Below are 25,853 nucleotides of genomic sequence, written 5' to 3' on the forward strand. Positions count from 1 at the left end.
CTCTCCTACGGCTCACTGCGGAGGTCAGGCCGCAGGGCTTTGCATTTTTTATCCTGCCGCTTCAGCAGTTGTAAGCACCCAAGCCGCATTTGTATGATTTCAAACCTTTAACCTATGTTTATGAACCCACTACTGATGCGTTTAGATGCTCGCAGGATGATCTGCCATCTTTGATTGATCTAGTGCTCAACCTTCGCTATGGCCGCGCCATGGCGGGAGAGGCTTGGTTCTCTGACCCGAGAGAACAAGGTCTGACCTCAGCGAATGCAAGTCTTGCCGCGTAACCGTTTGCTGCGGACCCTATCGTCCGACGATTTGGCGTTGCTTCAACCGCATCTGCGTCGCCTGGACCTGGCAGCCCGGCAAGTTCTGGTTCAGGCCGGGGCGGGTCTCGCACAGACCTACTTCGTCGAGGCCGGCCTCGTCTCGGTCATCCTGCAGGTCGGCACGACCCGGATCGAGGTCGGAATGATCGGTCCGGAGGGTTTCGTGGACGCCGCCAGCGTCATTCTCGGGTCGACCCATTCGCCCTATGAGCATGTCGTCCAGATCGCGGGCGTCGCCCTCGTCATCGATCGGGATGCCCTCGAGGCCGCGATGGAGCGCAGCGCCACGCTGCGCCGGCAGATGCTGCGCTTCATCCAGGCGGAACTGTTCCAGGCGCGCCAGACCGCCTTCGTGAACGCCAGCTTCGGCATCGAGACCCGGCTCGCCCGCTGGCTCCTGATGTGTCACGACCGCGTCGAGGGCGACGACCTCGTCCTCACCCACGAAATCCTGGCGGTGATGCTGGGGGTTCAGCGCTCCGGCGTGACGCTGGCGGTCCAGAACCTGGAAGGCTCCGGCTATATCTGGGCCCGGCGCGGACGGATCACGATCCGGAACCGGGAACGGCTGCAGGAAGCCGCGGGACGGAGCTACGGCATCGCCGAGGCGGCCTACCGGCGCCTGGTCGAGGAGGAATGAGACCCCGCGCCTCGGGTCCTACGCAGCGGACCGGTTGCCGACGCTATTCGGCGGCGTGGGACGGGTCCTCGGCGCGCACCGGCTCCACGTCGTCGAGGGACGGAACGTAGGCGCACCAGGCGCATCGCCCGGCCTCCGCCCCGCGCGGGGTGTTCGCCTGGGAGCAGAGCGGGCAGACGTCGAGCCGGAGGCCCGCGTCGCGGAGGAGGCCGCGCCCGCGGCCGCGAAAGGTGATCTCAGCGTCCTGGGAAATGGTTCGGAATCCTGCGTTGTCGCGGGTCATGGCCGGGATCGCGGCGTGCGGGCTCGTTGTCCCGGCAGCCTCGGTGCGGGCGAGCGAGCGATAGCGGATGCGCCGCGACGGTGCAAAGGTCGATGCTGCAGCGCAACGCTTCGGCGCGCGACGCATTCTGTGTGTTGGTGCTGTGTGTTCGTGCCGTGTTTCGCGGCGGCACAGGCAGTGGAGCGACAGACACCGTGAGACGAACGCAACGAAACGGGTCGTCCATCGCTTTTCGGCGTGACGCAAGCGCGGCCGTTTGACATCAACCGGTATGCGTTCCTGGCTTCTCATCCTGCTCGGTCTCGCGGCAACGGCCGCGGTCTGGTTCCTTCTGCCGGTTCAGGACTGGCTCCAGGCCTTCGGCGCCTGGGCGGCGAGTCTCGGGCCCCTCGGCCCCGTCGCCTTCGCGGCCCTCTTCGTCCTGGCCACGCTGCTGGTGATCCCGGGCACCCCGCTGACGATCGCCGGAGCGCTCGCCTTCGGGTGGTGGTCGCTCCCGATCGTCCTCGGGGCGGCGACCGTCGGTTCCGTCCTGGCCTTCCTCGCGGCGCGCTTCGTCCTGAGACGACGCGTCGAGCGCGTCATCGCCCGACGTCCCACGATGGTCGCCACGATGGAGGCGGTGGGCGACGGCGGATGGCAATTGCTGACCCTGATGCGGGTCAGTCCCTTCGTGCCCTTCAACGTGCAGAACTACATTCTCGGCCTGACGCGGGTCCGTGTGCGGGACTTCTTCGTCTCGACCCTCCTCGGCATGATCCCGGGGACGATCCTCTGCGTCTATCTCGGCGTGATCGGCCGCACGGCGGCCGACTCGGCCGCCCACTGGATCCCGCTGGGGCTCGGCCTGGTGGCGACCTTCGGGGCCGTCGCGGTGACGCGCCGCCGCGTGCAGGCGAAGCTCGCCGCGCGCGGGCTGCATCCGGCGTCCCGTTCGTCCCGGGCCGCCGATCCGGGCGCGCTGGCTCCGCCTCGGTCCGAGGCGCGCTGGCTTCGGCCGGGCCAGACCTGCTGGCGCATCGAGCAGGCCGATCGGCTCGCCGTCCTCCATGACGGCGCCGCCTACTTCGCGGCCGCCCGCAGCGCCATGCTGGAGGCGCGCCACTCGATCCTGCTGATCGGCTGGAGCTTCGACCCGCGCCTGCGCCTCGCGCCCGATGGCAGCCACGCCCCGGAGGGGGAAACCCTGGTGGACCTGCTCCACCGTCTGCGCGCCTGCCGGCCGGACCTCGCGATCCACATCCTGATCTGGGACATGCCCTGGCCGCTCTCGGCCGGACGGGACCTGACACCGGAGGCGGTGCGCGCCCTGCTGGGACCCGGCATCGGCTACCGGGTCGATGCGACGCTGCCCTTCGGCGCCTGCCAGCACCAGAAGATCCTCGTCGTCGACGACGCGGTGGCCTTCTGCGGCGGGGGCGACTTCGAAGCCAATCGCTGGGATACGCCGGCCCATCGGGACGGCGACCCTCGCCGGCGCCTTCCCAGCGGCGAGACCTATCCGCCGCGACACGACATCATGATGGCGGTCGAGGGCCCGGCGGCGGCGGCCCTGGGTGACCTCGCGCGCCAACGCTGGCACGAGGCCACCGGCGAGCGTCTGCCTCCCCCGCCCGCACGGGACGGGACGCCCTGGCCGGCCTCCGTGACCCCACTCCTCCACGCCACATCGATCGCCCTGTCGCGCACCCGGCCCGCCGGCCCGAAGCGCGCGGCCCTGCACGAGAACGCCGCGTTGTACGCCACCGCGATCCGGGGCGCCGCCCACGTCATCTACCTGGAGAACCAGTACCTGACGTCGCCCCTGATCGGCGCGGCGCTGATGCAGCGTCTCGGCGAGGCCGAGGGACCGGAGATCATCATCGTGGTGGCCGAGCGCAGCCCGAACGCCTTCGACCGGCTGACCATGGACAGCGCCCGACGGGGACTCATCCGCAAGCTTCGGGCGGCGGATCGCTTCGACCGCCTCCGCATCCTGGCACCGCATACGGCGGAGGGACGCCCGATCCTCGTCCATTCCAAGGTGGGCATCTTCGACGATCGCCTGATGCGCATCGGGTCGACCAACCTCAACAACCGCTCCCTCGGCTACGACAGCGAGTGCGACCTGGCCATCGAAGTCCTGCCGAGCGAGGACGCGCCTCTCGCGCGATCCGCCATCTTGCGCCTACGGGACGGCCTGCTCGCGCACCACGCCGGCTGCCCGCGCAAGGATTTCGAGGAGGCGGTGCACCGTCGCGGCTCCCTGCGCGCGGTGCTGGACGATCCGTCCCTCGTGGCGCCGCGCCGGCTCTGCCCGCTGGTGCCTTCCCGGCGCGGTGCCCTCGCGCGCCTGGTGGAGGCCTGGCATCTCGGTGACCCGGCCAGTGTGCGCGATGCCTGGCGGCCCTGGCGCCGGGCCGCCGCCCTGGAGCAGTTCCGGCGGGGCGAGCGCCCGGCGGAGGCGCCGGCGGCTCAGACCTCCGGCGCCACGGCCAGGGCTTCCTGAGGCAGCAGCACCGCCCGCGGCACCTCGGCGAAGTCGAGCGTCGCCAGGAGCGGACGATGATCGGATGCGCAGCGCGCGGCCCCGTCGCGCAGCACCGCCACCTGGTCCACCCGGAGGCCCGGACCGACGAAGACATGGTCGAGACGCAGCACCGGACAGCGACTCGGGAAGGTCGCGCGCCCCACCCGGCTGCGCGCGGCGGCGCGGGCGTCGCTGAGTTGCGCGGTCAGCTGGCGATAGGCCCGTGACCACGGCGTCGCGTTGAAGTCTCCCGCCAGGACCACCGGTCCCGCCGCCGATGCGGCCGCGAGCCAGTCGGGACCGAGCAGTGCCGCGAGCTGCGCGCTTCGCTCCGCCGCGGCGAGGCCCAGATGGGTGTTGAGGACTTGGAGCCGGTGCCCATCACAGGCGACCTCCACCCACAGGGCGCCCCTCGGCTCGAGACCCGGCCGACCGGCGAGCCCCGGCAGGCCTCCGGCCCTGACGAGACGGGAGGGATGCGTCGTGAGGATCGCGTCGCCGTAGCGCTCGGTCTCGACCTGGAGGGCGGCGTGGAAGTGCGCCCGCATGCCCAGGTGCCGGGCGAGGGCCCCAGCCTGGTCGACGCCGCCGGTCCGGGCGCGGCCGAGGTCGACTTCCTGCAGCGCGACGATGTCGGCGCGGCTCGTCCGGATGGCGCGGGCCACGCGCTCCAGATCGACGCGCCCATCGGTGCCGCGCCCATGGCGGATGTTGTAGCTGAGGAGGCGCATGCGGGGCGGTCGCCGTCAGGCCGAGGGCTCGGCGAGGCGGCTGCGATGCCGATCGAGCGCGGCCCGCAATTGCGGCAGGAACGGCGAATGGCTGTCCCACGGCCGGACCGCCTCCTGCAGCCGCTCCAGGGCCTCGACCTGGGCGGACAGGCCCTGGGCCTGCGAGAGATAGGCCCAGATCGCATCCTCGGCCTCGCCGAGATCGACGGGTTGTTCGGCCACCAGGAGGCCCTGGAAGCGCTGTAGCGTGTGGTCGAGATCGGCCATGTCGAACTCCCCAAATCCTCTCTCACCACCGGCGCCGCAGGAACAGTTCACCGGATACGCCACTCGACCCGACCGAGCGCCGGTGAGCCGGCTCCGTCGCGCGCCGGGTGCCGGACCATATGGAGCGGCGCCCGCGATCGGGGAGCGTCGTCCCGGCCGGTCTCCCGGCATCCGGCCCGTGTCATGCCGCTGCACCCGCCGGTGCGCCGCCCCTCAGGAGCGCCGCAGGCCCCCGAGCAGGCTCGCCGCCGCCAGTCCGACACCGGCCACCACCGCGGCGGTCGTCAAGGGATGCAGGACGGAACGCGTATAGAAGCTGCGGCGCATGACGTAGCCCGGGTGTTCCCCGGCGACGCGGCCGCCCGACCCTGCCCCGTAGAGGGCGCCGCCGCGGTGGCGGGCGGGCTCGTCGCGCTGCTGCTGCGCTGTCATCGTACGGGCGATCCGGTCGAAGGTCCGGGGCGCCATGCGCTGGGCACTGCTCATCAGGCGGCCGCCGCCACCGATGTAGATGTCGCGCTGCGGATGCACGGCGGCCTGGACGATGGCGTTGGCGACTTCCTCGGTGCGGTAGATCGGCGGCGGCAGCTTCGGCTCGTGGTCGGTGTAGTTGCGCGCGTTCTGCGGAAACGGCGTGTCGATGGAGGCGGGCTTGATCAGCGTCACCGCCACGGGCGCGCCCTCCTGCTCCAGCTCGATCCGCAGGGCGTCGGTGAAGCCTTTGATCGCGTGCTTGCTGGCGCAGTACATCCCCTGCAGCGGGAAGGCGATGTCGGAGGCGACGCTGCCGAGGTTGATCAGCACCCCGCCCGTCGTCTTGAGATGCGGCAGGGCCACGAGGGAGCCGTAGACGAGCCCCCAGAAATTGGTCTGGAACAGGCGCTGGTGGTCGGCGTCGCTCACCTCCTCGAGGCGTCCGAAGATCGACAGGCCGGCATCGTTGACCCAGGTGTCGATGCGCCCGAAGCGCTGGATGGCCCGGTCGGCCACGGCCTGAAGCTGCGCCCGCTCGCCCACATCCGCGACCACGTGGATCGCCTCGCCTCCGCCTTGCTCGATCGCGCGCTGGACCTCGGCGAGGACCTCGCCGTTGCGGGCGGTGAGGACGACCTTGGCGCCGGCCGCGGCCGCCATCCGGGCGGTGGCGAGGCCGATGCCGCTGGAGGCGCCGGTGATGACGACGACCTGCTGGTCGAGGGGCTTGCGGGTGGCGAACATGCGGTCCGGTGTCCTGGGCGTCACGGGTGAACGGGGATGCTCCGTCAACCGGCCTCGCCGCGCCCCTGTTCAGCCGCGACGCCGGCGCGTCCCGGCCGCAGCAGGTTGGGACTTGACCGATCCGTGGCTATTGACCGATTTTTGAGCACAGAGCGGCCCGGTCGATGGGCGATGGCGGGTCCACAGCATCGGCGTGGACGGCGCCGAGAACCGGGTTCGGGCTTGGCCCGATCCATGCCAAGGTACCGTCGATGCCAAGGTACGGTCGATGCCAAGGTGTCGGCAGTCGCGTGTGAAGCAGACTCGAAGAGGATGGGTGCCTTGTTGAAGTCCACGGTCAAAGCGTTCGTCTCGGCCACCGCCCTCACCGCCGTCATGGGCCTGTCCGCCACCGCGCCGGCCGCCGCGGCGAACGTCTTCCGCTTCGCCTTCCAGGGGGACATCAAGTCGCTCGACCCCTACTCCCTGAAGGAGAGCTTCACGATCGGCATGCACGGCGCGGTCTTCGACTCGCTGATCACGCGTGACAAGGATCTGAACCTCGCGCCGATGCTGGCCGAGTCCTGGGAGAATCCGGAGCCGACGCGCTGGCGCTTCCACCTACGCAAGGGCGTGAAATTCCATGACGGCTCGGACTTCACAGCCGACGACGTGATCTTCTCGGCCAACCGCGTCCGGGCGCCGGGCTCGAACTTCACCACCAACGTGCCGTCCGACGCCGAGTGGGTGAAGATCGACGACCACACCGTCGACATGAAGCTCAAGAGCCCCAACCCGATCGCCCTGTACCAGTTCTCGACCTGGTACATCATGTCGAAGTCCTGGGCCGAGAAGAACGGCGCCGTCGCCCCGACCCTGCCGAGCGCGACCTCCACCAGCTACGCCGCCCTGCACGAGAACGGCACCGGGCCGTTCATCATCACCGAGCACCAGCCCGGCGTGCGCACGGTGTTCAAGAAGAACCCCAACTACTGGGGCAAGGTGGACTCGAACCTCGACGAGGCGGTCTTCACCACCATCCAGAACGACGCCACCCGCGTCGCCGCCCTGATCTCCGGCGAGGTCGACTGGATCGACCCCGTGCCACTGCAGGACGCCCAGCGCGTCAACGGAAGCGGCACCGCCACCGTGATGGCCGGGCCGGAGCTGCGCACGATCTTCCTCGGCATGGACCAGGCGCGCGACGAGCTGAAAGACTCGAACGTCAAGGGCAAGAACCCATTCAAGGACGTCCGCGTGCGCGAGGCCTTCTACCGGGCCATCGACGAGGAGACGATCGCCAAGCGCGTGATGCGCGGGCAGGCCGTGCCCTCCGCCCTGCTGATCGCCCCGGTGCTGTTCCCCCGCGCGTCCGAGTTCAAGCGGCCCGAATACGACCCCAAGCGCGCCAAGGCGCTGCTCACCGAGGCGGGCTATCCGGACGGCTTCTCCCTCGGCATGGATTGCCCGAACGACCGCTACGTCAACGACGAGGCGATCTGCCAGGCCGTGGTCTCCATGCTGGCCCGGGTCGGCGTGAAGGTGAACCTCAATGCGCAGCCCAAGGCGAAGTACTTCGCCAAGGTGCTGGCCCCCGCCTACGACACCTCGTTCTATCTGGTGGGCTGGACCCCCTCCTCCCAGGATTCGCACAACATCCTGTTCGAGATCGCCGGCTGCCGGAACGGCTCCAAGCCCGGCCGCGGCAACTGGAACCTCGGCAATTACTGCAACCCGAAGGTCGATGCGCTCGCCGACTCCGTCGAGGCCGAGAGCGACCAGACCAAGCGCAACGCCGAGATCAAGGAGGGCTTCGACACCATCCAGGCCGACTGGGGCTTCATCCCGCTGCACCAGCAGGCCCTGGCCTGGGGCGTCTCGAAGAAGGTCACCCTGGTCCAGCGCCCGGACAACATGTTGATGCTGTACTGGGTCTCGAAGCAGCCGTGACCGCTATGGCCGAACGGTTTCAGGACGTCGCATCGCCCCGCGTCTCCGCCTGGCGGGGAAAGGGCGATTGCATCCGCTGGTCTGTACGCCGAACCGGCGCGTGCAGCCCCCCGTCATCCCGGGGCCGCGCGGCGGGGCCCGGGATCCGGAAACGGAGCTGGTGCCGGACGTCACACCGTGGGCGGTTCTGGAGTCCGGGCGCGGCTGCGGCGCCCCGGACCGACGGCGCGCCGCGGTCCGCGATCGCTCTGCGTGCCGGTCTCGGCGATCGGCACGGCCGGATCGCCCGCCGATGATCGCGTTCATCCTCCAGCGCCTGCTCCAGTCCATCGCCGTGCTGTTCGCGGTCGGCCTGATCGCCTTCTCGATGTTCCGGTTCGCCGGCGATCCCGTGAACCAGATCGTGGGCGTCGACACGCCCTATGCCGAGCGCGTCGCCATCCGGAAGGATCTCGGGCTCGACGATCCCGTGGCGGTCCAGTTCCTGCGCTACGCCGGCAACGTCGCGCGCGGCGAGTTCGGCACCTCCTACCAGTTCCGCCAGCCGGTCTCGTCGCTCCTGGCCGAGCGCATGCCCGCCACCCTCGAACTCGCGCTCTGCGCGACGCTGTTCGCGCTCACCGTCGGCATCCTGATGGGGGTCTACTGCGCCCTGCGGCGGGACACCTGGCTCGCCAAGATCTTCCTCGCCATCTCGCTCGTGGGCATCAGCCTGCCGACCTTCCTGATCGGCATCCTGCTGATCTTCCTGTTCTCGGTGACGCTGGGCTGGCTGCCCTCCTTCGGCCGCGGCGACACCGTGCGGCTGGGCTGGTGGACCACCGGCTTCCTCACCGCCTCGGGCCTGCGCGCGCTGATCCTGCCCTCCGTCACCCTCGGCCTGTTCCAGATGACCCTGATCATGCGCCTGGTCCGCGCCGAGATGCTGGAGGTGCTGCGCACGGACTACATCCGCTTCGCCCGGGCACGGGGCCTCACCACCCGCTCGATCCATCTCGGCCACGCCCTCAAGAACACGCTGGTGCCGGTCATCACCATCGCGGGCCTGCAGCTCGGCTCGGTCATCGCCTTCTCGATCATCACCGAGACGGTGTTCCAGTGGCCCGGCATGGGCCTGCTCTTCGTCCAGGCCGTGCAGAACGTCGATATCCCGATCATGGCGGCCTACCTGCTGCTGGTCGCCGCCATCTTCGTCGTCATCAACCTCGTGGTGGACGTGCTCTACACCATCGTCGATCCCCGCCTGCACCTGTCCACGGGACGGGCCTCATGAGCGCGTCCGTGCAGGAGTCCCCCCTCCTCCCGCCGGCGCCCGTGAAGCGCTCGGCCCTGGCCCGCTTCCTCGATTCCGACGTCTATGCCAGCTTCCGCCGCTCGAAGCTGGCCATGGGCGCCTTCGCGGTGACGCTGCTCTTCGCCCTCCTGGCGCTGGCGGCCCCCTGGATCTCGCCGCAGAATCCCTACGACCCGGCCCAGCTCGAGCTCATCAACTCCAACCTGCCCCCGATCTGGTACGCCGATGGCCTCGCGCCCTTCACCCTCGGCACCGACGACCAGGGCCGCGACGTGCTCTCGGCGGTGTTCTACGGCCTCCGGCTGTCCCTGGTGGTGGGGCTCCTCGGCGTCCTGGTCTCGGGTGTCCTCGGCATCCTGCTCGGGCTGATCGCGGGCTATTTCGGCGGCTTCGTCGATACGCTGATCATGCGCATCGCCGACGTGCAGCTCACCTTCCCGGCGATCCTCATCGCCCTGGTGGTGGACGGCGTCGCCAAGGCAGCCCTGGGCAGCCAGATGGACACGAACGCCGCCATCGGGCTTATCGTGCTCTCGATCGGGCTGTCGTTCTGGGTGCAGTACGCCCGCACCGTCCGGTCCTCGGTTCTGGTCGAGAAGAACAAGGACTACGTCCAGGCCGGGCGGCTCATCGGCCTGTCCTCGCCGGTGATCATGGTGCGGCACGTCCTGCCCAACGTCCTCGGCCCGGTCTTCGTCATCGCCACCATCAACCTGGCGCTGGCCATCATCACCGAGGCGACCCTGTCCTTCCTGGGCACCGGCCTGCCCGACTCGATGCCCTCCCTCGGCACCCTGATCCGCACCGGCAACCGCTTCCTGTTCTCCGGCGAGTGGTGGATCGTCGCCTTCCCGGGCCTGGCGCTCGCCGGCCTCGTCCTGGCGATCAACCTGCTCGGCGACTGGCTGCGCGACGCCCTGAACCCCAAGCTGCAGTAACCGCGACGCCATGACAGATCTGACATGACAGAGCCCGTTCTCTCGGTCCGCAACCTGCGCGTCGCCTTCGCGGGTCGGCGCGGCACCCTCACGGCCATCGACGACGTCTCGTTCGACATCGCCCGGGGCGAGATCCTCGGCGTCGTCGGCGAATCCGGGGCGGGCAAGTCGGTGACCGGCTCGGCCGTCATCGGCCTGATTGATCCCCCCGGCGCCATCGTGGGCGGCGAGATCCGGCTGCAGGGCGAGCGCATCGACACCCTGTCGCCCGAGGCTATGCGGCGCATCCGGGGCCGGCGCATCGGCATGATCTTCCAGGACCCGCTGACGAGCCTCAACCCGCTCTATCGCGTCGGTCGGCAGATCGTGGAGACCATCCGCACCCATACCGACCTGTCCGAGAAGGCCGCGCGCCATCGCGCCATCGACCTCCTGGCGGAGGTCGGCATCCCGGCGCCGGAGCGGCGGATCGACGGCTACCCGCATGAATTCTCCGGCGGCATGCGCCAGCGCGTGGTGATCGCCCTGGCGCTGGCCGCCGAGCCGGAGCTCATCATCGCCGACGAGCCCACCACAGCCCTCGACGTCTCGGTTCAGGCCCAGATCATCGCGCTCCTGAAGCGCCTCGGCAGCGAGCGCGGCACCGCCGTGATGCTGGTGACCCACGACATGGGCGTGATCGCGGAGGCCGCCGATCGGGTGGCCGTGATGTATTCGGGCCGCATCGCCGAGATCGGCCCCGTGCGCGACGTGGTGCAGAACCCGCTGCATCCCTACGCCAAGGGCCTGATGGGGGCGATCCCGACCCTGGCCCAGGAGACCGACCGCCTCGCCCAGATCCCCGGCTCGATGCCGCGGCTCTCGAACATCCCGAAGGGCTGCGCCTTCAACCCGCGCTGCCCTTCCGTCTTCGCCCGCTGCGTGGTGGAGCGGCCCGATCCGATTCCGGTGGGCGCACACCGGGTCGCCTGCCACCTCTACGATCGTTCGGAGGCCTCCGCCGCATGAATGCGCCCGTGATGCCGCCGTCGATCCCGGGCACCCGCGCGCCGGACACCCCCTACGTCGCGATCGAAGGCCTGCGCCGCACCTTCGACGTGTCGCGGCCCTGGCTCGCCCGGGTCATCGAGCGCCAGCCGCGGCAGATCCTGCGCGCCGTCGACGGTGTCAGCTTCGAGATCCGTCGGGGCGAGACCTTCGCGCTCGTCGGCGAGTCCGGCTCGGGCAAGTCGACGGTCGCCCGCATGGTGGTGGGCCTGTTGCCGCCGAGCGCCGGCGACGTGCGCATCACCGGAATCTCGATGACCGACCCGCGCCAGGCCGCGGATCGCCGGCGCCTGCGCCGCCGCATCCAGATGATCTTCCAGGACCCCTACGCCTCGATGAACCCGCGCTGGCGCGTCCGCCGGATCATCGCGGAGCCGATCCGGGCCTTCAACCTGCTCCAGGGCGACATCGCCATCGCCCGCCGCGTCGGCGAACTCCTCAGCCTCGTCGGCCTGCATCCCGACGACGGGGTGAAGTACCCGCATGAATTCTCCGGCGGCCAGCGCCAGCGCATCGCCATCGCCCGGGCGCTGGCCTCGGAGGCGGAGTTCCTGGTGGGAGACGAGCCGACCTCGGCCCTCGACGTCTCGGTCCAGGCCCAGATCCTCAACCTGATGCGCGACCTGCAGGACCGCCTGGGGCTGACCTACCTGTTCATCAGCCACAACCTCGCCGTGGTGCGCCACATGGCGAACCGGATCGGGGTGATGTATCTGGGGCGCGTGGTCGAGATCGCAGACGGACGGGAACTCTTCCGTGCTCCGAAACATCCCTACACGCGCATGCTGCTCGATGCGGTTCCGGATATCGGGCTCACCGGGCGCAAGCGCATCCCCGTCTCGGGCGAGATCCCGAACCCCATTGATCCCCCCGCGGGCTGCGCCTTCAACCCGCGCTGCCCCTTCGCGGACGAGCGCTGCCGCATCGAGGTCCCGGCCCTGGTCGAGGGCGTGGCCTGCCACGCCTTCCAGGAGCGGCGTCTGCCGGCCTGAGGGTCGGTGGCCCGTGCGAGCGCGTTCCAGAGCCAGAGCATGAACACAGACCCATCCATCGCCGCGGCCGAACCGGCGGCGGGCGAAGCCTCCGACAACGACATCCTCAGCCTCGGGGCCGTCGAGCTCTCGGCCGCGATCCACGCCCGGCGCGTCTCCTGCGTCGAGGTCATGACCGCCTGTCTCGATCAGATCGATCGGCTCAATCCCACGGTCAACGCCATCGTGGCGCTGCGCGACCGGGGCGAGCTCCTGGCCGCGGCCGAGGAACGCGACGAACAGGCGGCACGCGGCGAATTCCTCGGACCGCTGCATGGATTTCCCCACGCGGTGAAGGACATCGATGCCGTCAAGGGCTTGCCCTTCACGCAGGGGTCGCCGATTTTTCGCGACCGCATCGCGGCGGCCGATTCGATTATGGTCAAGCGCCTGCGCAGGGCCGGCGCGATCTTCACGGGCCGGACCAACATGCCGGAATTCGGCCTCGGCTCGCAGACCTTCAATCCGGTCTACGGCGCCACCCGCAACGCCTATGATCCGACCAAGACCTCCGGGGGCTCCAGCGGCGGCGCGGCGGTGGCGGTGGCCCTCCACATGCAGCCCGTCGCCGACGGCAGCGACCATGCCGGCTCCCTGCGCAACCCGCCCGCCTTCAACAACCTGTTCGGGCTGCGCACCGGCTACGGGCGCATCCCGATCGAGACCAAGGACGCCTTCACCCCCGGCCTCGGGGTCTCGGGCGGGATCGGGCGCTCCCCGGCCGATATCGGACTGCTGCTCTCGGTCCAGGCCGGCTACGACGCGCGGGTGCCCTACGCCAACACGCAGGACCCCGCGATCTTCACGGAGGACCTGAAGCGAGACTTCAGCGGTGCCCGGATCGCCTGGTTCGACGATCTTGGCGGCTACCTGCCCTTCGAGCCGGGCGTGCTCGACCTCGATCGCAGCGCCCTCTCGGCTTTCGAGACGCTGGGCGCCAAGGTCGAGTGGGATCGCCCGCGCTTCGACATGGGCAAGGTCTGGCGCGACTGGCTCACCCTCCGGGCCTGGATGACCGCCTCGAACCTGCGTCCGCTCTACGACGAGCCGGCCTACCGGGCGCAGCTGAAGCCGGAGGCGGTCTGGGAGGTGGAGCGCGGGCTCGCGCTCACCGCCGATCAGGTCGCCGCCGCCCAGGAGGGCCGCACCGCCTGGTACGAGGCCGTGCGCCGGTTCCAGGAGCGCTACGACTTCCTCCTCATGCCCTCGACCCAGGTCTTCCCCTTCGACGTGGAGGAGCGCTGGCCGAAGGTCGTCGGCGGCCGGGCGATGGACACCTACCACCGCTGGATGGAGGCGACGATCCCCGTGACCATGAGCGGCCTGCCCGCCCTCAACGTGCCGGCGGGCTTCAACCCGGCCGGGCGCCCGTCCGGCATCCAGATCGTCGGCCCCAACAACGGCGAGCGCGCCTGCCTCCAGCTCGGCGCCGCCTACGATGCCGCGACCCGCTGGGTGACCCGGCGCAAGCCCGCGCTGCTGAACCCCTCCTGATCGTTCTCCCGAGATTCGCCGTCGAGACCCCCGATGACCGACACGCCCGCGCCGCATCACGGCCGCTACGCCTACAGCGCCCTGCCCGACCGGCCGGTCTACGACTGGCCCGGGGGCAAGCGCCTCGCGGTCTATCTCGGGCTCAACCTCGAGGGCTTCGATTTCGGCCGGGGCCTGGGCGCCGAACTCGCGCCGGGCGGCCCGCAACCGGACGTGCTGAATTACGCCTGGCGCGACTGGGGCAACCGGGTCGGCGCCTGGCGGATCAAGGAGACCCTCGACGCCCTGGAGATGCCCGCCAGCGTTCTCGTCAACAGTCGGCTCTACGCCGATTGTCCCGGCCTGATCGAGGCGTTCCGGGCGCGCGGCGACGAGATCGTCGGGCATGGCCGCACCAACACCGAGCGCCAGGGCGACCGGGAGGAGGCCGAGGAGCGGGCCCTCATCGCCGAGGCGACCGCGATCCTGACCGCGCAGGAGGGCAAGCCGCCGAAGGGCTGGCTCGGACCCTGGATCTCGCAGAGCCATCGGACGCCGGACCTCCTCGCCGAGGCGGGCTACACCTACTTGCTCGACTGGTGCCACGACGACCAGCCGACCTGGTTTTCCACCCGCGACGGCGGGCGCATCCTCGCGGTGCCCTATCCGCAGGAATTGAACGACATCCCCGCCATCGTGGCGCGCAAGGAGACCGGCCAGCAATTCGCCGACGCCATCGTCGAGGCCTTCGACGAGATGCTGGAGCAGTCGCGCACCGCCCCCCTGGTGATGGGCATCGCCCTGCATCCCTACATCGTCGGCCAGCCGCACCGCCTGCGGCCCCTGCGGCGCGCCCTCGCCCACATCGCGGCCCGCCGCGACGCAATCTGGCTCACCACCGCCGGCGGCATCGCCGCCTTCGCGGCGGAGAGCGGGACCGCTCTCTGACCGCATGCCGGGCGGCCGATCGTTCAGACATCGATCAGACAGGGGCCGCTAAACGGACGGCTCGCGTTTCCCGAACGCTCCTGCCGAGCCCGCCCATGCATGCCGACGCCTTCCTCGCCGCCGCCGAACGCCTGCCGGTCGCAGATCTCGACGCCCTGACCGGCGGCAAGGGCGTCGTGGTGGTGGCGCCCCACCCCGACGACGAGAGCCTCGGCTGCGGCGGCCTCATGGCCGAGGCCCGCGCCCGGGGTCGCGAGGTCCGCGTCGTCATCGTCAGCGACGGTTGCGGCTCGCACACGCATTCGGTGCTCTATCCGCCGGCCAAACTGCGTGACCTGCGCGAAACGGAGACGGTCGACGCTGTTGGTATACTGGGCGTATTTCAGGAGTCCGTGACCTTTCTCCGCCTGCCCGATGCCGGTGTTCCGAGCGCCGGTCCGATCGCGGAAGCGGCCGCCGCCCGGATCGCCGCGATCGCCCGCGATGCCGATGCCGGCGCCGTCTGCGTGACCTGGGGCCACGATCCCCATTGCGACCACCAAGCCGCCGCCGCTATCGTCCGCCTGGCGCGGGCGCATCTCGGTCCGATCCGGATTTTCGCTTATCCCGTCTGGGGTTGGACCCTGCCCGAGGGCACCGAGGTCGGCCCGGCTCCCACCGGTCTGCGCCTTGATGTCGGTGCCCACCGCGCCGCGAAGACCGCCGCGATCGGCGCCCATCGCTCCCAGACCACCGATCTCATCTCCGACGACCTGACGGGTTTTCGCCTGGAGCCGGCGATGGTCGCCCGCTTCACCGGCCCCTACGAGATCTTCGTTGCCATGGACGCACCCACCCCGTGATCGCCGACACCACCCTCATCACCCTGAACAAGGGCCGCGACGCCCACCTCGCCCGCCTGCTCGAAGGCGTCGCGCGAGGTCCGCATCCGGAGGCCTGCGTCATCGTCGAGATGGGTGCCGAACCCGCGCCCCTGCCGGATTACGGTTTTCCCATCCGCCGTATCGTTCTCGGCAGTGACGGCCTGCCCCTGGCTCGGGCCCGCAATGCCGGCCGCCAAGCCGCCGGCACCGAGCGGCTGATCTTCCTCGACGTGGATTGCATTCCCTCGGCGGATCTTGTGCCGCGCCTCAGCGCCGATCTGGCCGAGGCTGATGGGTTGATCTGCTGCGAGATCCGCTATCTGCCAGCGGGCGCCGTCGGGGACGGATGGACGGAGGCCGGACTGCGCGCGGTAGGCCACGCCCATCCCGTCCGTCAGTTCCCCGCCGAGGGACTGACCCGGACCGTCAATGCTGGGCTGTTCTGGTCCTTGGCCTTCGGAGTCCGGGCAACGACCTTCGACCGCCTCGGCGGTTTCGACGAGGCGTTCGACGGCTACGGCGCGGAGGACACTGACCTCGCCTTTCGCGCCGATGCCCTCGGAATCCCGGTGCTGTTCAGCGCAGGCGGGCAAGCCTTCCACCAGCACCACCTCGCCTGCGATCCGCCGTTGCAGCACTTCGACGACATCGTCCGGAACGCGACGCGCTTTCGCGCACAGCACGGTCTCTGGCCCATGGACGGGTGGCTCGACGCCTTTGCCGCGCGCGGACTCATCAACACGCGGTGGCGCGACGATCTCATCGTCTTGCGCCAACCCGCTGCCGAAGAGATTGCCGCGACGCGGCTTTCCGCGGACCGTCCCTTCTGAGATCTCGGCGCCTAACGGCGACGAGCGTCGAGGCGATCCGCCAAGTCGCCGATGAAAGAGACGGTGCGGGCGATCACGCCCGGCCGAGTCAGTCCGCCGATGACGCCCGGATCGAGCCGTTCCGCGGCCGCGATGATCGCCGGCCACGCGGCAGGCTCGGGCCAGGACTCGCAATGCAGTGCCGCGCCCATCGCGGAAAGGGCGCGCGATTTTTCGATCTGCTCATCGAACGCTCGTGGTTCGGGAAGGCAGATGAAGCGCTTTCCCGCCGCCGAGACCGCCGATACGACCCCGTCGCCACCACCGCCGACCACCAGATCGGCTCGGGCGAGATAGGGGGCTGGATCGCCGACCCATCCGTGCAGGTGCAGGTTCGGCGGAATATCCGTCCCCCCGCCGTTGACGGGACCGAGTACGTGCCAGTGGCGATCTGGCACGGCCGTTGCGGCCGCAACAAGATCCGCCCTGTGCCCGCCCGTCCCGCCGCGCCCATAGATGACGAGGATCGATCCATCCGCCTTCGTCGACCGGCTCGCGGCAGGCTCACCGGAGAGCAGTCCGGCATAGAACGTCTTGGCGCGAACCCATTCCGGCATCTCGGCCGAGTCGAGTTCGGGCGGGAAGAACGCGAGCAGGCGCTCAGCGCTTCGGAAGGCTTCGAGATGCGGGGTGTCCGTGCGTGTACCGGCAAGCCGAACGACCAAGGTCGGCAAGGACATGAGGCGTGCGAACAGGGCAATTTCCACCGACACATCGACGATAATCAGCGCGGGATCTGCGGCGTCCATCCAAGCCGCGAGGCGGCTCATTCGCGCGCGCACATTGTCGGCGCCTATAGGCGCGTAGTGCAAGCCATGCGGGCGCTCGGCTGATCCGTCTCGCCCATCGAAGTCGCTGCCAACCCGATCATCGGGCAGATCGAGAACTGAACCCGGTGCCTCGGCAGTGTCGAAATTCGAAAGCGTTCCGACCAACGTCATCGGGCGATCGAGCGCCCGAGCGATCAGGCAGGCGCGCTGCCAATGTCCGGCGCCCTGGTGGTGAACGTAGTAGCCGACCGGACGCCGACTCATGCGACCTGCGCAGTACGCGCAGGCTGTGATCCGCGCAGCATCGCTTGGAGACCGGTCAAAGCCTCATCGAGAGGAACTGGGACCGCCTGAGGAATGCCCTCACCCACCTGAGCCTCGACCCGCTCGACGAGCGCGATTCCGTTCGAGCACGTCTCGCAATCGATGGCGGCAAGATCGGCGTCGGAAACGCCCATCGCGCGCAGAGCCGCCGCTGTCCCATCCGGGTGCATGAAGCACTGCGCAAGCCTGCGGCGTCGCTCGATCAGCGCACGCCAATGAGCCGCCGACGGCAGCCTATAGGTTTCGAGCCCCTGAGCCACCCGTGTCCGGCGAAGCATCTCAGTCGCCATTCCGCCAGTCACGCGGCCGGTTCCCCGATCGGAGACGGCGATTGAGACCCCGGGACAATGCCGGACGCGTCCGCCGTACCAGCGCACCCGTGCCACCAAAGCGTTGTCTTCACCACAAGGGAGCATCGGCAACCCACCGACGCGACGATAGAGATCGGCACGCAGGGCAAGGCTGGCGGCGACATGATCGCCATGGCGGGGGGCTGGATCGTGGGTGGGCGGGTCAAGGACCTCCTCGAGGCGACGCACTGCCACCCAGTACTCCTCAATCCGCGCATGGAGCGCAGCGAGACGAGAGTCACCCGCCGGCGCCTCGCCGTGAAGTACGAGGCGTCCGCCCACCAGTTCGGCGTTTCGCAACGCGCGGAGATTTGCCGTCACCCAGTCCGCGGGTGCCACAGCGTCGGCATCCGTACTGATGAGGACGCCCTCGGTGACGCCCTCCTGATCCAACCAGGCGGCACCCGCATCAAGGGCACGACGCCGCGCAGTGCCGACATGGGCGTCGGGTGATGCGATCGTCGCCTCGATGATCCGCAGTGCGAGGTGCGGAATTTGAGCGTTCCGTTCCAAGGCATACAAGGTCGCCACCGTGTCATCGGTGCAATTGTTGGCGAGAATCACGACGCGCAAACACACGCCGTCCCCGGTGCCGCTCTGCTGGTCGAGAGACCGTATCAGACGGGGCAGTACCTCCGCCTCGTTCCGGGCGGGAACACAGACCACCGCGCGAGCGAGGGACAGATCCGGCTCACGCATTGCTGACCCGGGCAGCGACCGCGGTATTGGCTGCCCTTTGAAGTTCCAGCGCGTAGAGGGCTTCGTACTGATCGGTCATGGTGTCGGCATCGAACAATTGCTCCGCCCGGCGCCGGCAATCGGCGCGGGAGAGGCCGATGGCCTGCTTCACAGCGCGACCGAGGTCGGCGACATCATCCGCCGCTGCCAAGACACCGCAAGAGGCATCGAGGATGTCGGGGATCGCACCGCGCCGAAACGCCGCCACCGGCGTCCCACAGGCCAGGAATTCCGCAAGAACGAGCCCGAAGGGCTCCTCCCAGCGCGGCGTGCAGAGAGCGACATGGGCTTTCGCGACATGAGCCGCCAAGGCGTCGTGTCCAAGATGCCCAAGATAGGTCACGTCTTCGCCGAGGCGCGGCGCAATCTCATTATCCCAATAGGCCGGATTAGAGCGTGGCCCCGCAAACTTCAGGGGCAGGCCGGCGGCGCGCGCCGCATCGATGGCTAGATGAGGCCCCTTCTCGGGCACGAGCCTGCCCATCCAAATCGCGTGCGGCTCGCCCAGCGGCTTCGCTGCGTAGGCAAAGGCCGTGAGATCGATGCCATTGCCGATCACCTGAGGATCGCCAATCAGGTCATGCCATTCACGGGCGAGCGACGGAGAGACGGCCGCGAACGACATATCTCGCGCCCGCGCCCGCACGCCGCGGACGAAGGGCTCAAAAGGTGGCGTATGCAGGGCCGTCACCATCGGAACGGCGAGTTCACCAGCGCGCAGCAGGGGGAGGAAGTGCAGGCTGTTGTTGTGGACGAAATCGTATCCACCGGACACGACGGCATCCATGATCCTGACATAGGCAGAATTCTCAGCTGCATCGATCCGGGCTTCCGAAACATCGTCGAACGCGCATCCCGTTGGAGGGCAGACGGCGACCAACCGAAAGTCGCCCTGCGACCCCTCAGACGCGTAGAGCGTCACATCGTGGCCGCGAGCCTGGAGGGCTGACGCGAGCAGGTGTGTGTGCATCTCCAACCCTCCCGAGAACGGCTGTGCGATCGGGAACTTGAGATGCGCGATGATGGCGATCTTCACAGGATGCAGGACACGATGTTCGAGGAAGCGAAGCGTCTGATTGGCATCATCCACGCCGCGGATTTCCACACCACAGGGATGCGGGCACGAGATACATGGACATCACGAACCACAACGTAGCGTGAACAAACGCAGAGATTCCGTTTCGGTGTGCGCTCACTTGCCTAGTCGGCAGACCGGCGCCTCAACAAGAATAAGGGCTGTGCCAGAGCCGCCACATGGGGGCTCGCTCGTCTCGTCCATCATGGATCATGCGCGGGAAGCGTCTGTCATAATCACTTAAATTGGAAACCGCGACCAATCATGCGCCAACGAGCTGTATCAGCGAAGATAAAAGCTCGCTAACGAACCAAGCTACCTAGTGTTAAAGTTTTTAAATCGATAGAAAGCTATCAACATAACAATATTAATAAAATTCAAACCAATTATACAAATCGTTTTGGTCTAGATATATTGGATTATAAGAATTCGCTCTGACTAAGGGGAAACAAGAACGAGCTTCGATTTCGCCCAGTCTCACAGTTATTTTTATTTCCGCCTAAGATTGAATTTTTTATAGATACGCGACTCAGGGTTGTTGACGGTTCCTAATGTTTGTAATCGGGAGTTTACGCGTTGAGAACACTTAGTGGCAATGATGGTACTACGTTGGGCTCCCGCAATCGTATCATATGACAAGTCCAGCGATGCAGTGTATTTTATGCGCGGATGTCACTGGATGAAATATTTCTGACAGCCTTCCCTTGTAATTGAAGTATCTTCGTAAGCTTGCCTAGTTGAAAACGGTGTCTCGAAAACAACCTGTGCCGCCAGAATCCATCCCGTAGTCGGGATGCGTGATCAAGGTCGTCGAAGGAAGGCTGCACGTCATGGCGCAAGGAGCCATTTACCTGCTCACTGATCGTCCAGATCGGAGCGCCGCGTTAGAAACGCTGATCAGAACGATCGGATCGTGCGAGGTCATTGCCGCCAGCGACGATCATCCGGTGAGCGTTCGTCCCATCGCGATCGTGTCCGATCTTACTCTAAGCCGACGCGAGTCAGTGAGCCGTCTTCGTAACTTTCTGCACGACGGCAAAGTGACCGATCTGCCGGTCATCTGCCTCCTTCGATCGACGACAGACCATGACTTGCGTCAGGCCCGCAACCTCGGCGCAACGATCTGCTTTCCCGCCTATACCGCGCCGCACCTCGTGGTGCAGGCGCTTCAGGCGGAGATCAAGCCAGAAGAAGCGGATCTTGTTTCACAGCCTGTGCTTCAGAACGTAACGCGCGCCAAGGAAATTCTGAACGGCCTCTTCGACGGCGTCCGGGGAGGCGGCCCGATTTCGCTGGCACAGGTCGATGCCGGGCTCGATCCGATCCTCGCTGCCGTCAAAGAAGGCGGCCTGACACGTTGGCTTGAGACCGTTTGGACCCATGATGATGCAACGTATCAACACTGTCTGCTCGTTGCCGGCGTTGCGGCTCAGTTCGTGTTACATCTCGGCTTTCGCACCGACGATCGCGAACATTTCGTGCGTGCCGCCCTGCTGCACGATGTCGGCAAAGCGCAAATCCCGCTTGAGATCCTGAACAAACCCGGGCGTCTCGATGCCGACGAGTTGGTCGTCATGCGCCGCCATCCGGTGATCGGTTACGACATCCTACGTGAAAGCGGATGTGATGCGGCGACCCTTGGCGCGGTGCGCCATCACCACGAGATGCTGGATGGATCGGGTTATCCGGATGGCCTTGTAGGATCGGAGATCAGCGACACCGTTCGGTTGCTGACGATCTGCGACATCTACGCGGCTCTCACAGAGCGCCGCTCTTACAAGAAGCCGATGCCACCGCGAGAAGCACTGGCGATTCTGTCAGGGATGACGGGGAAACTCGAAATGAGCCTGGTGCAGCATTTCGGAGATGCAATGCTGCAACCGGGCTCTCACTCCTGAGGACGAGACGTCGGAAGACCCTGAACGGCTCCTCCGACGTCGTCGGCTAAACCGAGCGCTACTCGGCAGCGTCGAGGCGCGGGCGTTCGAACGCCGAGCGCTCTCGCTTCACGAGTTCCGCTGTCAGGAATGCCACTTCCAGAGCCTGTTCAGCGTTCAAGCGTGGATCGCAGTAGGTGTGATAGCGATCGCGCAAATCTTCGGCCGTCAGCGCCCGCGCGCCTCCGGTGCACTCCGTCACGTCCTTGCCGGTCATCTCCAAGTGGATACCGCCCGCGATGGTACCCTCAGCACGATGGACGCCGAAGAAGCCTTCGATCTCCTGCATCACACGCTCGAACGGACGCGTCTTGAAACCTCCGGCTGAGATCGTGTTGCCATGCATGGGATCACAGACCCACACCACTTTGCGACCTTCACGCTCGACAGCCCGGATCAGGCCGGGAAGGTGGTTGCCTACCTTGTCGGCACCGAAACGACAGATCAGCGTCAGGCGCCCCGCCTCGTTGGCTGGATTGAGCTGGTTCACAAGTTGGATCAGATCCTCGGCGGTCATCGAGGGACCGCACTTGAGACCGATCGGATTCCTGATACCGCGCGCGTATTCGACATGGGCATGATCCGGCTGGCGGGTTCGATCACCGATCCAGAGCATATGGCCTGACGTCGCGTACCAGTCGCCGCTCGTTGAATCGATACGGGTGAGTGCCTCCTCGTAGCCCAGGAGTAGAGCTTCGTGGCTGGTGTAAAAATCCGTGGTGCGAACCTCTTGGTGCGTCTCCGGATTGATGCCGATGGCCCGCATGAAATCGAGAGTCTCGGTCATCCGCTCGGCGCAGTCGGCGTACCGCGAGGATTGCGGTGAATCCTTCACGAAACCGAGCATCCACCGGTGCGAATTTTCCAAATTTGCGTACCCACCAGTTGCAAATGCACGCAATAGGTTGAGCGTTGCCGCCGACTGGCGGTACGCTTCGAGCTGACGACGCGGGTCGGGCACGCGCGCCTCCTCCGTGAAGGTCAAACCATTCACGATGTCCCCACGATAGCTTGGCAGGGTCACTCCGTTGATCGTCTCGTTTGGTGAAGACCGAGGCTTCGCGAATTGACCGGCGATCCGACCCACCTTCACCACAGGCGAACCGCCCGCGAAGGTAAGCACGAGAGCCATTTGCAGGAACACCCGGAAGAAGTCGCGAATGTTGTCGGCCGAATGCTCGTCGAAGCTCTCGGCGCAATCTCCTCCCTGCAGCAGGAACGCTTCGCCGGTCGAGACACGAGCGAGGGCCGACTTAAGCTTGCGCGCTTCGCCTGCAAAAACGAGGGGTGGAAAGCTTGCGAGCTGTGACTCAACTGATTCTAGCGCGGAAGCGTCCGGATAGGCCGGCACCTGCTGAATCGGCAGGTTCCGCCAGGTCTTCGGTGTCCAACGCTCAGCCATAATCGTCTCCGTTCCGCCTTTCGGTCGGCTCCGCACGGCGGAGGGCCCCGCGGAGAAGCGCGGCTTATAGTGCGGTTCTTCGACAGAGGCGAGAGATGACGAGCCGGGGCTGCTATTCGTACCACGCACGAGAGGCTGGATTGGAAAGATCGCTTGTCGATCCCAGATACGACTCGACTGTTCAGTCTCGACCTGGATCACTGTCTTCGATAGCAATGCCGTGCTCTGACAGGATCCAAAAAATTGCTTCTAAATCCTCCGCACTGACATCTCGCGGTGGCAACGCCTCCTCCAAATCGTCAAAGGTCAGACGCCGTTGGCGCTGAGCCTGAGCCTTGGCCAGAAGCACGTCGATTACGGCGCGCATGTCTTCCGGTAATCCGTCATGACTCTGCCTTCGCTCGTTCGAGGCCGAGCGCAGGGCGTGGGCGAGCATCCGGTCAATAATGGCTTGGCGGCGGCCATGGGCGTCGTCGAAGCGTTCCATCCTGTCGATTATGGGTCTGCGGCGCCGGCCGTCGAGGGGACCGGCGCCGGAAAATCGGCTTCGTGTCAGTCAGCGACGGCGATCGGCGTCCCCTTCCGGATCCGCACCGGGATCGCCTTGGCAGCCGGCGTTTTAGCCTGCTTGTCATGATGCCAGAGAGGGATGAGCGCGTTCAGCTCCGGATAGTAGCCGCCGACGTTACCCTCCGGGATGCCATACTTGATGATCCGTAATCCGTTGACCTCGCGCAAGAACTCGTCATCGGCGTCGGCAGAAAGATCCACCATCTGGCCGTCAGCGAGACCAAGACGTTCCATGTCATTGCTGTTCATGAAGAGCACCATCCGCGTGCCCTTCACTCCACGGAAGCGGTCGTCGTAGCCGTAAATCGTCGTGTTGAACTGATCATTCGAGCGCAGGGTAATCAGGTCGAGCACGTCACGCCGGTTACTGCGCATGTCTGGGTCGGCTTCCAGACCGCCCGGAACAGTGAAATTGGCCTTACCGGTTTCGGTTTCCCATTTGCGGTCACGCGCCGCGAGAGGTTTGTGGAGGCCTCCCGGCTGAAACATCCGGCCGTTCAGGTCGTGGAAGACATCTGGGTAGGTGGCCTCGATTGCAGCCCGAACCCGAGCGTAATCACCGACCCAACCGTCCCAATCGACCTTCGGGTTCGACGGCAGCAGCGCCTTCGCCATCTCGGCGACGATCCACGGCTCGGAGCGCACCTGATCGCTCACCGGCTTCGTCTGTCCGCGGGAGCCGTGAAAGCAGGAAGTCGAATCCTCCATCGAGACCGATTGGGGGCCGCTCGCCTGCATGTCGACCTCGATGCGGCCGAGGCAGGGCAAGATATAGGAGACGGCACCATGGACGAGATGCGAGCGATTCAGTTTGGTCGAAATTTGCACCGATAGGCGCAATCGGCGCCAAGCTTCTTCCATCCGAACGGTGTCGGGCACGGCACGGACGAAGTTGCCGCCGAGACCGATGAAAGCCTTTACCTCGCCGGTGACGATGCCCTCGCAGGCCTCGACGGTGTTGCGACCCTTCTCGCGCGGTGGCTCGAAGCCGTAGAGGTCTTTCAGTTTATCGAGGGGGGCCAGCTCAGGCTTTTCCGTAATGCCAACTGTACGTTGTCCTTGGACGTTAGAATGACCACGGACTGGACAGAGTCCAGCTCCTGGCCGACCCACATTGCCGCGCAGAAGCATGAGATTCACGAGCATCTGGACACCCTCGGTGCCACGTCGGTGCTGGGTCAGGCCCATGCCGTAGACCGCGATGACGGAACGGGCGCGCCCATAGACCGTAGCGGCAGCCTCCAGAGCCTCGCGTGTGAGCCCGGATCGTGTTTCAATGTCTGTCCATGACTGGGAATCGCAGAACGCGACGAAATCGCGGAAGCCGTGGGTGTGTTCAGCGATAAAATCGACGTCAAGGATACGCGGGCGACCGACTTCCCTCGCCTCTCGGTCAGCGGCGATCAGGACCTTACACATGCCGGTGATCGCCGCGAGGTCTCCTCCGGCCTTCACCTGATGGTACTGGGTCGAGATCTCGGTCGAGCTGCGGGTCAGCATTTCGGTGGGCGATTGCGGGTTCGTGAACCGCTCCAGTCCGCGCTCCCGCAGCGGATTGAACGTGATGATCGGAACGCGCCGCTTCCGTGCCTCCTGGAGAGGGTGGAGCATACGTGGGGCATTCGAACCGACGTTCTGTCCAAAGAAGAGGATCAGGTCGGTGGACTCGAAATCCTCTAGGATGGTAGTGCCCACCGGCGACCCAATCGAGGATTTGAGGCCGACCGAGGTCGGCTCATGGCACATGTTCGAGGAGTCGGGCAGGTTGTTGGTGCCATGCATCCGCGCCATCAGCGCGTACATGTACGACGTCTCAAGTGAGGCACGGCCGGATGTGTAGTAGATCACCGCATTCGGATCGAGGGCACGCAGCTCCCGCCCGATTTCCGCGAAAGCCTCTTCCCACGACACCGTTACGTAACAGTCACTGTCCGGGTCATAGCGGAGGGGATGGGTCAGGCGTCCCTTCTCCTCAAGAGCGTAGTCCGTCCAGCTCAGGAGTTCCGTCACGGTGTAGCGCTGGAAGAAGTCGGGCCCGACCCGCTTGGCGGTTTGCTCCCAAACCGTCGCCTTCGCCCCGTTCTCACAGTACTCAAACGTGTTGGGCTTGGCCGGCTTCGACCAAGCGCACGAAACGCACATGAAACCGTCGGGTTTGTTCTGCTTCATCAGCAGGGCCGCGCCCGAGACGGGGATTTGTTCGCGCGTTAGAATCTCGGCGAGGGAGCCCGCAGAACCCCACCCTCCCGCAGGGCCATCGTAGGGTTCGATCTTGGGTTCGGCCATCGGTTCGGTCATGCGCGTGTCCCGACATCTTAGGT

The 25,853-nt window shown here is 66.7% G+C and carries 22 protein-coding genes; 12 read left to right on the forward strand and 10 right to left on the reverse strand.

From position 1 onward, the window contains the following. The first annotated feature begins 321 nt into the window (after nt 1–321). Complete coding sequence (locus CRT23_RS03260) at nt 322–966, forward strand: Crp/Fnr family transcriptional regulator (protein ID WP_348628831.1); 645 nt, start codon at nt 322–324, stop codon at nt 964–966. 43 nt (nt 967–1,009) lie between these two features. Here the strand turns inward: CRT23_RS03260 and CRT23_RS03265 are convergent, their stop codons facing one another. Next, nucleotides 1,010–1,249, reverse strand: a complete 240-nt coding sequence (locus tag CRT23_RS03265) for a hypothetical protein (protein WP_103708763.1) — start codon at nt 1,247–1,249, stop codon at nt 1,010–1,012. A gap of 271 nt (nt 1,250–1,520) precedes the next feature. Here CRT23_RS03265 and CRT23_RS03270 point away from each other — a divergent pair, with 271 nt between their 5' ends. Beyond that, on the forward strand, nt 1,521–3,737 hold the full coding sequence (locus tag CRT23_RS03270) for a VTT domain-containing protein (protein WP_103708592.1): 2,217 nt from the start codon (nt 1,521–1,523) through the stop codon (nt 3,735–3,737). Here the strand turns inward: CRT23_RS03270 and CRT23_RS03275 are convergent. From CRT23_RS03275 to CRT23_RS03285, 3 genes are all read right to left on the reverse strand, one after another. Next, nucleotides 3,704–4,489 (reverse strand): endonuclease/exonuclease/phosphatase family protein, encoded by a 786-nt coding sequence (locus CRT23_RS03275; protein ID WP_103708593.1) that lies wholly within the window; start codon nt 4,487–4,489, stop codon nt 3,704–3,706. The genes CRT23_RS03270 and CRT23_RS03275 overlap by 34 nt on opposite strands. 15 nt (nt 4,490–4,504) lie before the next feature. Continuing rightward, nucleotides 4,505–4,756, reverse strand: a complete 252-nt coding sequence (locus tag CRT23_RS03280) for a hypothetical protein (protein ID WP_055954818.1) — start codon at nt 4,754–4,756, stop codon at nt 4,505–4,507. Nucleotides 4,757–4,969: 213 nt separating this feature from the next. After that, complete coding sequence (locus tag CRT23_RS03285) at nt 4,970–5,974, reverse strand: SDR family oxidoreductase (RefSeq protein ID WP_103708594.1); 1,005 nt, start codon at nt 5,972–5,974, stop codon at nt 4,970–4,972. Nucleotides 5,975–6,349: 375 nt separating this feature from the next. Between CRT23_RS03285 and CRT23_RS03290 the strand changes: the two genes are divergently transcribed. The 9 genes from CRT23_RS03290 to CRT23_RS03330 all read left to right on the forward strand — a co-directional run bounded on the left by CRT23_RS03290 (nt 6,350) and on the right by CRT23_RS03330 (nt 16,327). Next, complete coding sequence (locus CRT23_RS03290) at nt 6,350–7,903, forward strand: ABC transporter substrate-binding protein (protein WP_103708764.1); 1,554 nt, start codon at nt 6,350–6,352, stop codon at nt 7,901–7,903. A gap of 292 nt (nt 7,904–8,195) precedes the next feature. Next, complete coding sequence (locus tag CRT23_RS03295) at nt 8,196–9,176, forward strand: ABC transporter permease (RefSeq protein WP_055954824.1); 981 nt, start codon at nt 8,196–8,198, stop codon at nt 9,174–9,176. After that, complete coding sequence (locus CRT23_RS03300) at nt 9,173–10,135, forward strand: ABC transporter permease (protein ID WP_055954827.1); 963 nt, start codon at nt 9,173–9,175, stop codon at nt 10,133–10,135. The genes CRT23_RS03295 and CRT23_RS03300 overlap by 4 nt, the downstream gene beginning before the upstream one ends. Before the next feature lie 24 nt (nt 10,136–10,159). Beyond that, nucleotides 10,160–11,143, forward strand: a complete 984-nt coding sequence (locus CRT23_RS03305) for an ABC transporter ATP-binding protein (RefSeq protein ID WP_103708595.1) — start codon at nt 10,160–10,162, stop codon at nt 11,141–11,143. Nucleotides 11,144–11,154: 11 nt separating this feature from the next. Beyond that, a complete protein-coding gene (locus tag CRT23_RS03310) occupies nt 11,155–12,174 on the forward strand; it encodes an oligopeptide/dipeptide ABC transporter ATP-binding protein (protein WP_103708765.1) in 1,020 nt (339 codons plus the stop codon). 39 nt (nt 12,175–12,213) lie between these two features. Next, nucleotides 12,214–13,707 (forward strand): amidase, encoded by a 1,494-nt coding sequence (locus CRT23_RS03315; RefSeq protein WP_103708596.1) that lies wholly within the window; start codon nt 12,214–12,216, stop codon nt 13,705–13,707. A gap of 33 nt (nt 13,708–13,740) precedes the next feature. Further along, complete coding sequence (locus CRT23_RS03320; RefSeq protein ID WP_103708597.1) at nt 13,741–14,634, forward strand: polysaccharide deacetylase family protein; 894 nt, start codon at nt 13,741–13,743, stop codon at nt 14,632–14,634. Nucleotides 14,635–14,729: 95 nt separating this feature from the next. After that, on the forward strand, nt 14,730–15,476 hold the full coding sequence (locus tag CRT23_RS03325; protein WP_103708598.1) for a PIG-L deacetylase family protein: 747 nt from the start codon (nt 14,730–14,732) through the stop codon (nt 15,474–15,476). Next, a complete protein-coding gene (locus CRT23_RS03330) occupies nt 15,476–16,327 on the forward strand; it encodes a galactosyltransferase-related protein (RefSeq protein ID WP_103708766.1) in 852 nt (283 codons plus the stop codon). Before CRT23_RS03325 ends, CRT23_RS03330 begins: the two co-directional genes overlap by 1 nt. 11 nt (nt 16,328–16,338) lie before the next feature. Here the strand turns inward: CRT23_RS03330 and CRT23_RS03335 are convergent, their stop codons facing one another. From CRT23_RS03335 to CRT23_RS03345, 3 genes are all read right to left on the reverse strand, one after another. Then, entirely contained in the window at nt 16,339–17,400 is a 1,062-nt protein-coding gene (locus CRT23_RS03335; protein ID WP_103708599.1) for a glycosyltransferase, read from the reverse strand. Further along, a complete protein-coding gene (locus CRT23_RS03340; protein WP_245435959.1) occupies nt 17,397–18,389 on the reverse strand; it encodes a glycosyltransferase family 2 protein in 993 nt (330 codons plus the stop codon). Before CRT23_RS03340 ends, CRT23_RS03335 begins: the two co-directional genes overlap by 4 nt. 112 nt (nt 18,390–18,501) lie before the next feature. After that, nucleotides 18,502–19,584 carry a glycosyltransferase family 4 protein gene (locus CRT23_RS03345; RefSeq protein WP_103708767.1) on the reverse strand — a complete coding sequence of 361 codons (1,083 nt, stop codon included), beginning with the start codon at nt 19,582–19,584 and terminating at the stop codon, nt 18,502–18,504. Nucleotides 19,585–20,420: 836 nt separating this feature from the next. Here CRT23_RS03345 and CRT23_RS03350 point away from each other — a divergent pair. Further along, nucleotides 20,421–21,521: an HD domain-containing phosphohydrolase gene (locus CRT23_RS03350; protein WP_348628832.1), complete on the forward strand. Its 1,101-nt coding sequence runs from the start codon at nt 20,421–20,423 to the stop codon at nt 21,519–21,521. A gap of 58 nt (nt 21,522–21,579) precedes the next feature. On the opposite strand, the gene CRT23_RS03355 is transcribed toward CRT23_RS03350, so the two are convergent. The 3 genes from CRT23_RS03355 to CRT23_RS03365 all read right to left on the reverse strand — a co-directional run bounded on the left by CRT23_RS03355 (nt 21,580) and on the right by CRT23_RS03365 (nt 25,818). Beyond that, nucleotides 21,580–22,962, reverse strand: a complete 1,383-nt coding sequence (locus tag CRT23_RS03355; protein ID WP_103708602.1) for a 3-deoxy-7-phosphoheptulonate synthase class II — start codon at nt 22,960–22,962, stop codon at nt 21,580–21,582. Between the two features lie 181 nt (nt 22,963–23,143). After that, complete coding sequence (locus CRT23_RS03360; protein WP_103708603.1) at nt 23,144–23,449, reverse strand: RNA polymerase sigma factor region1.1 domain-containing protein; 306 nt, start codon at nt 23,447–23,449, stop codon at nt 23,144–23,146. A gap of 65 nt (nt 23,450–23,514) precedes the next feature. After that, a complete protein-coding gene (locus CRT23_RS03365; protein ID WP_103708768.1) occupies nt 23,515–25,818 on the reverse strand; it encodes an FdhF/YdeP family oxidoreductase in 2,304 nt (767 codons plus the stop codon). Between the last annotated feature and the right edge of the window lie 35 nt (nt 25,819–25,853).

The organism is Methylobacterium sp. V23 (assembly GCF_002917135.1).
Lineage (GTDB): Bacteria > Pseudomonadota > Alphaproteobacteria > Rhizobiales > Beijerinckiaceae > Methylobacterium.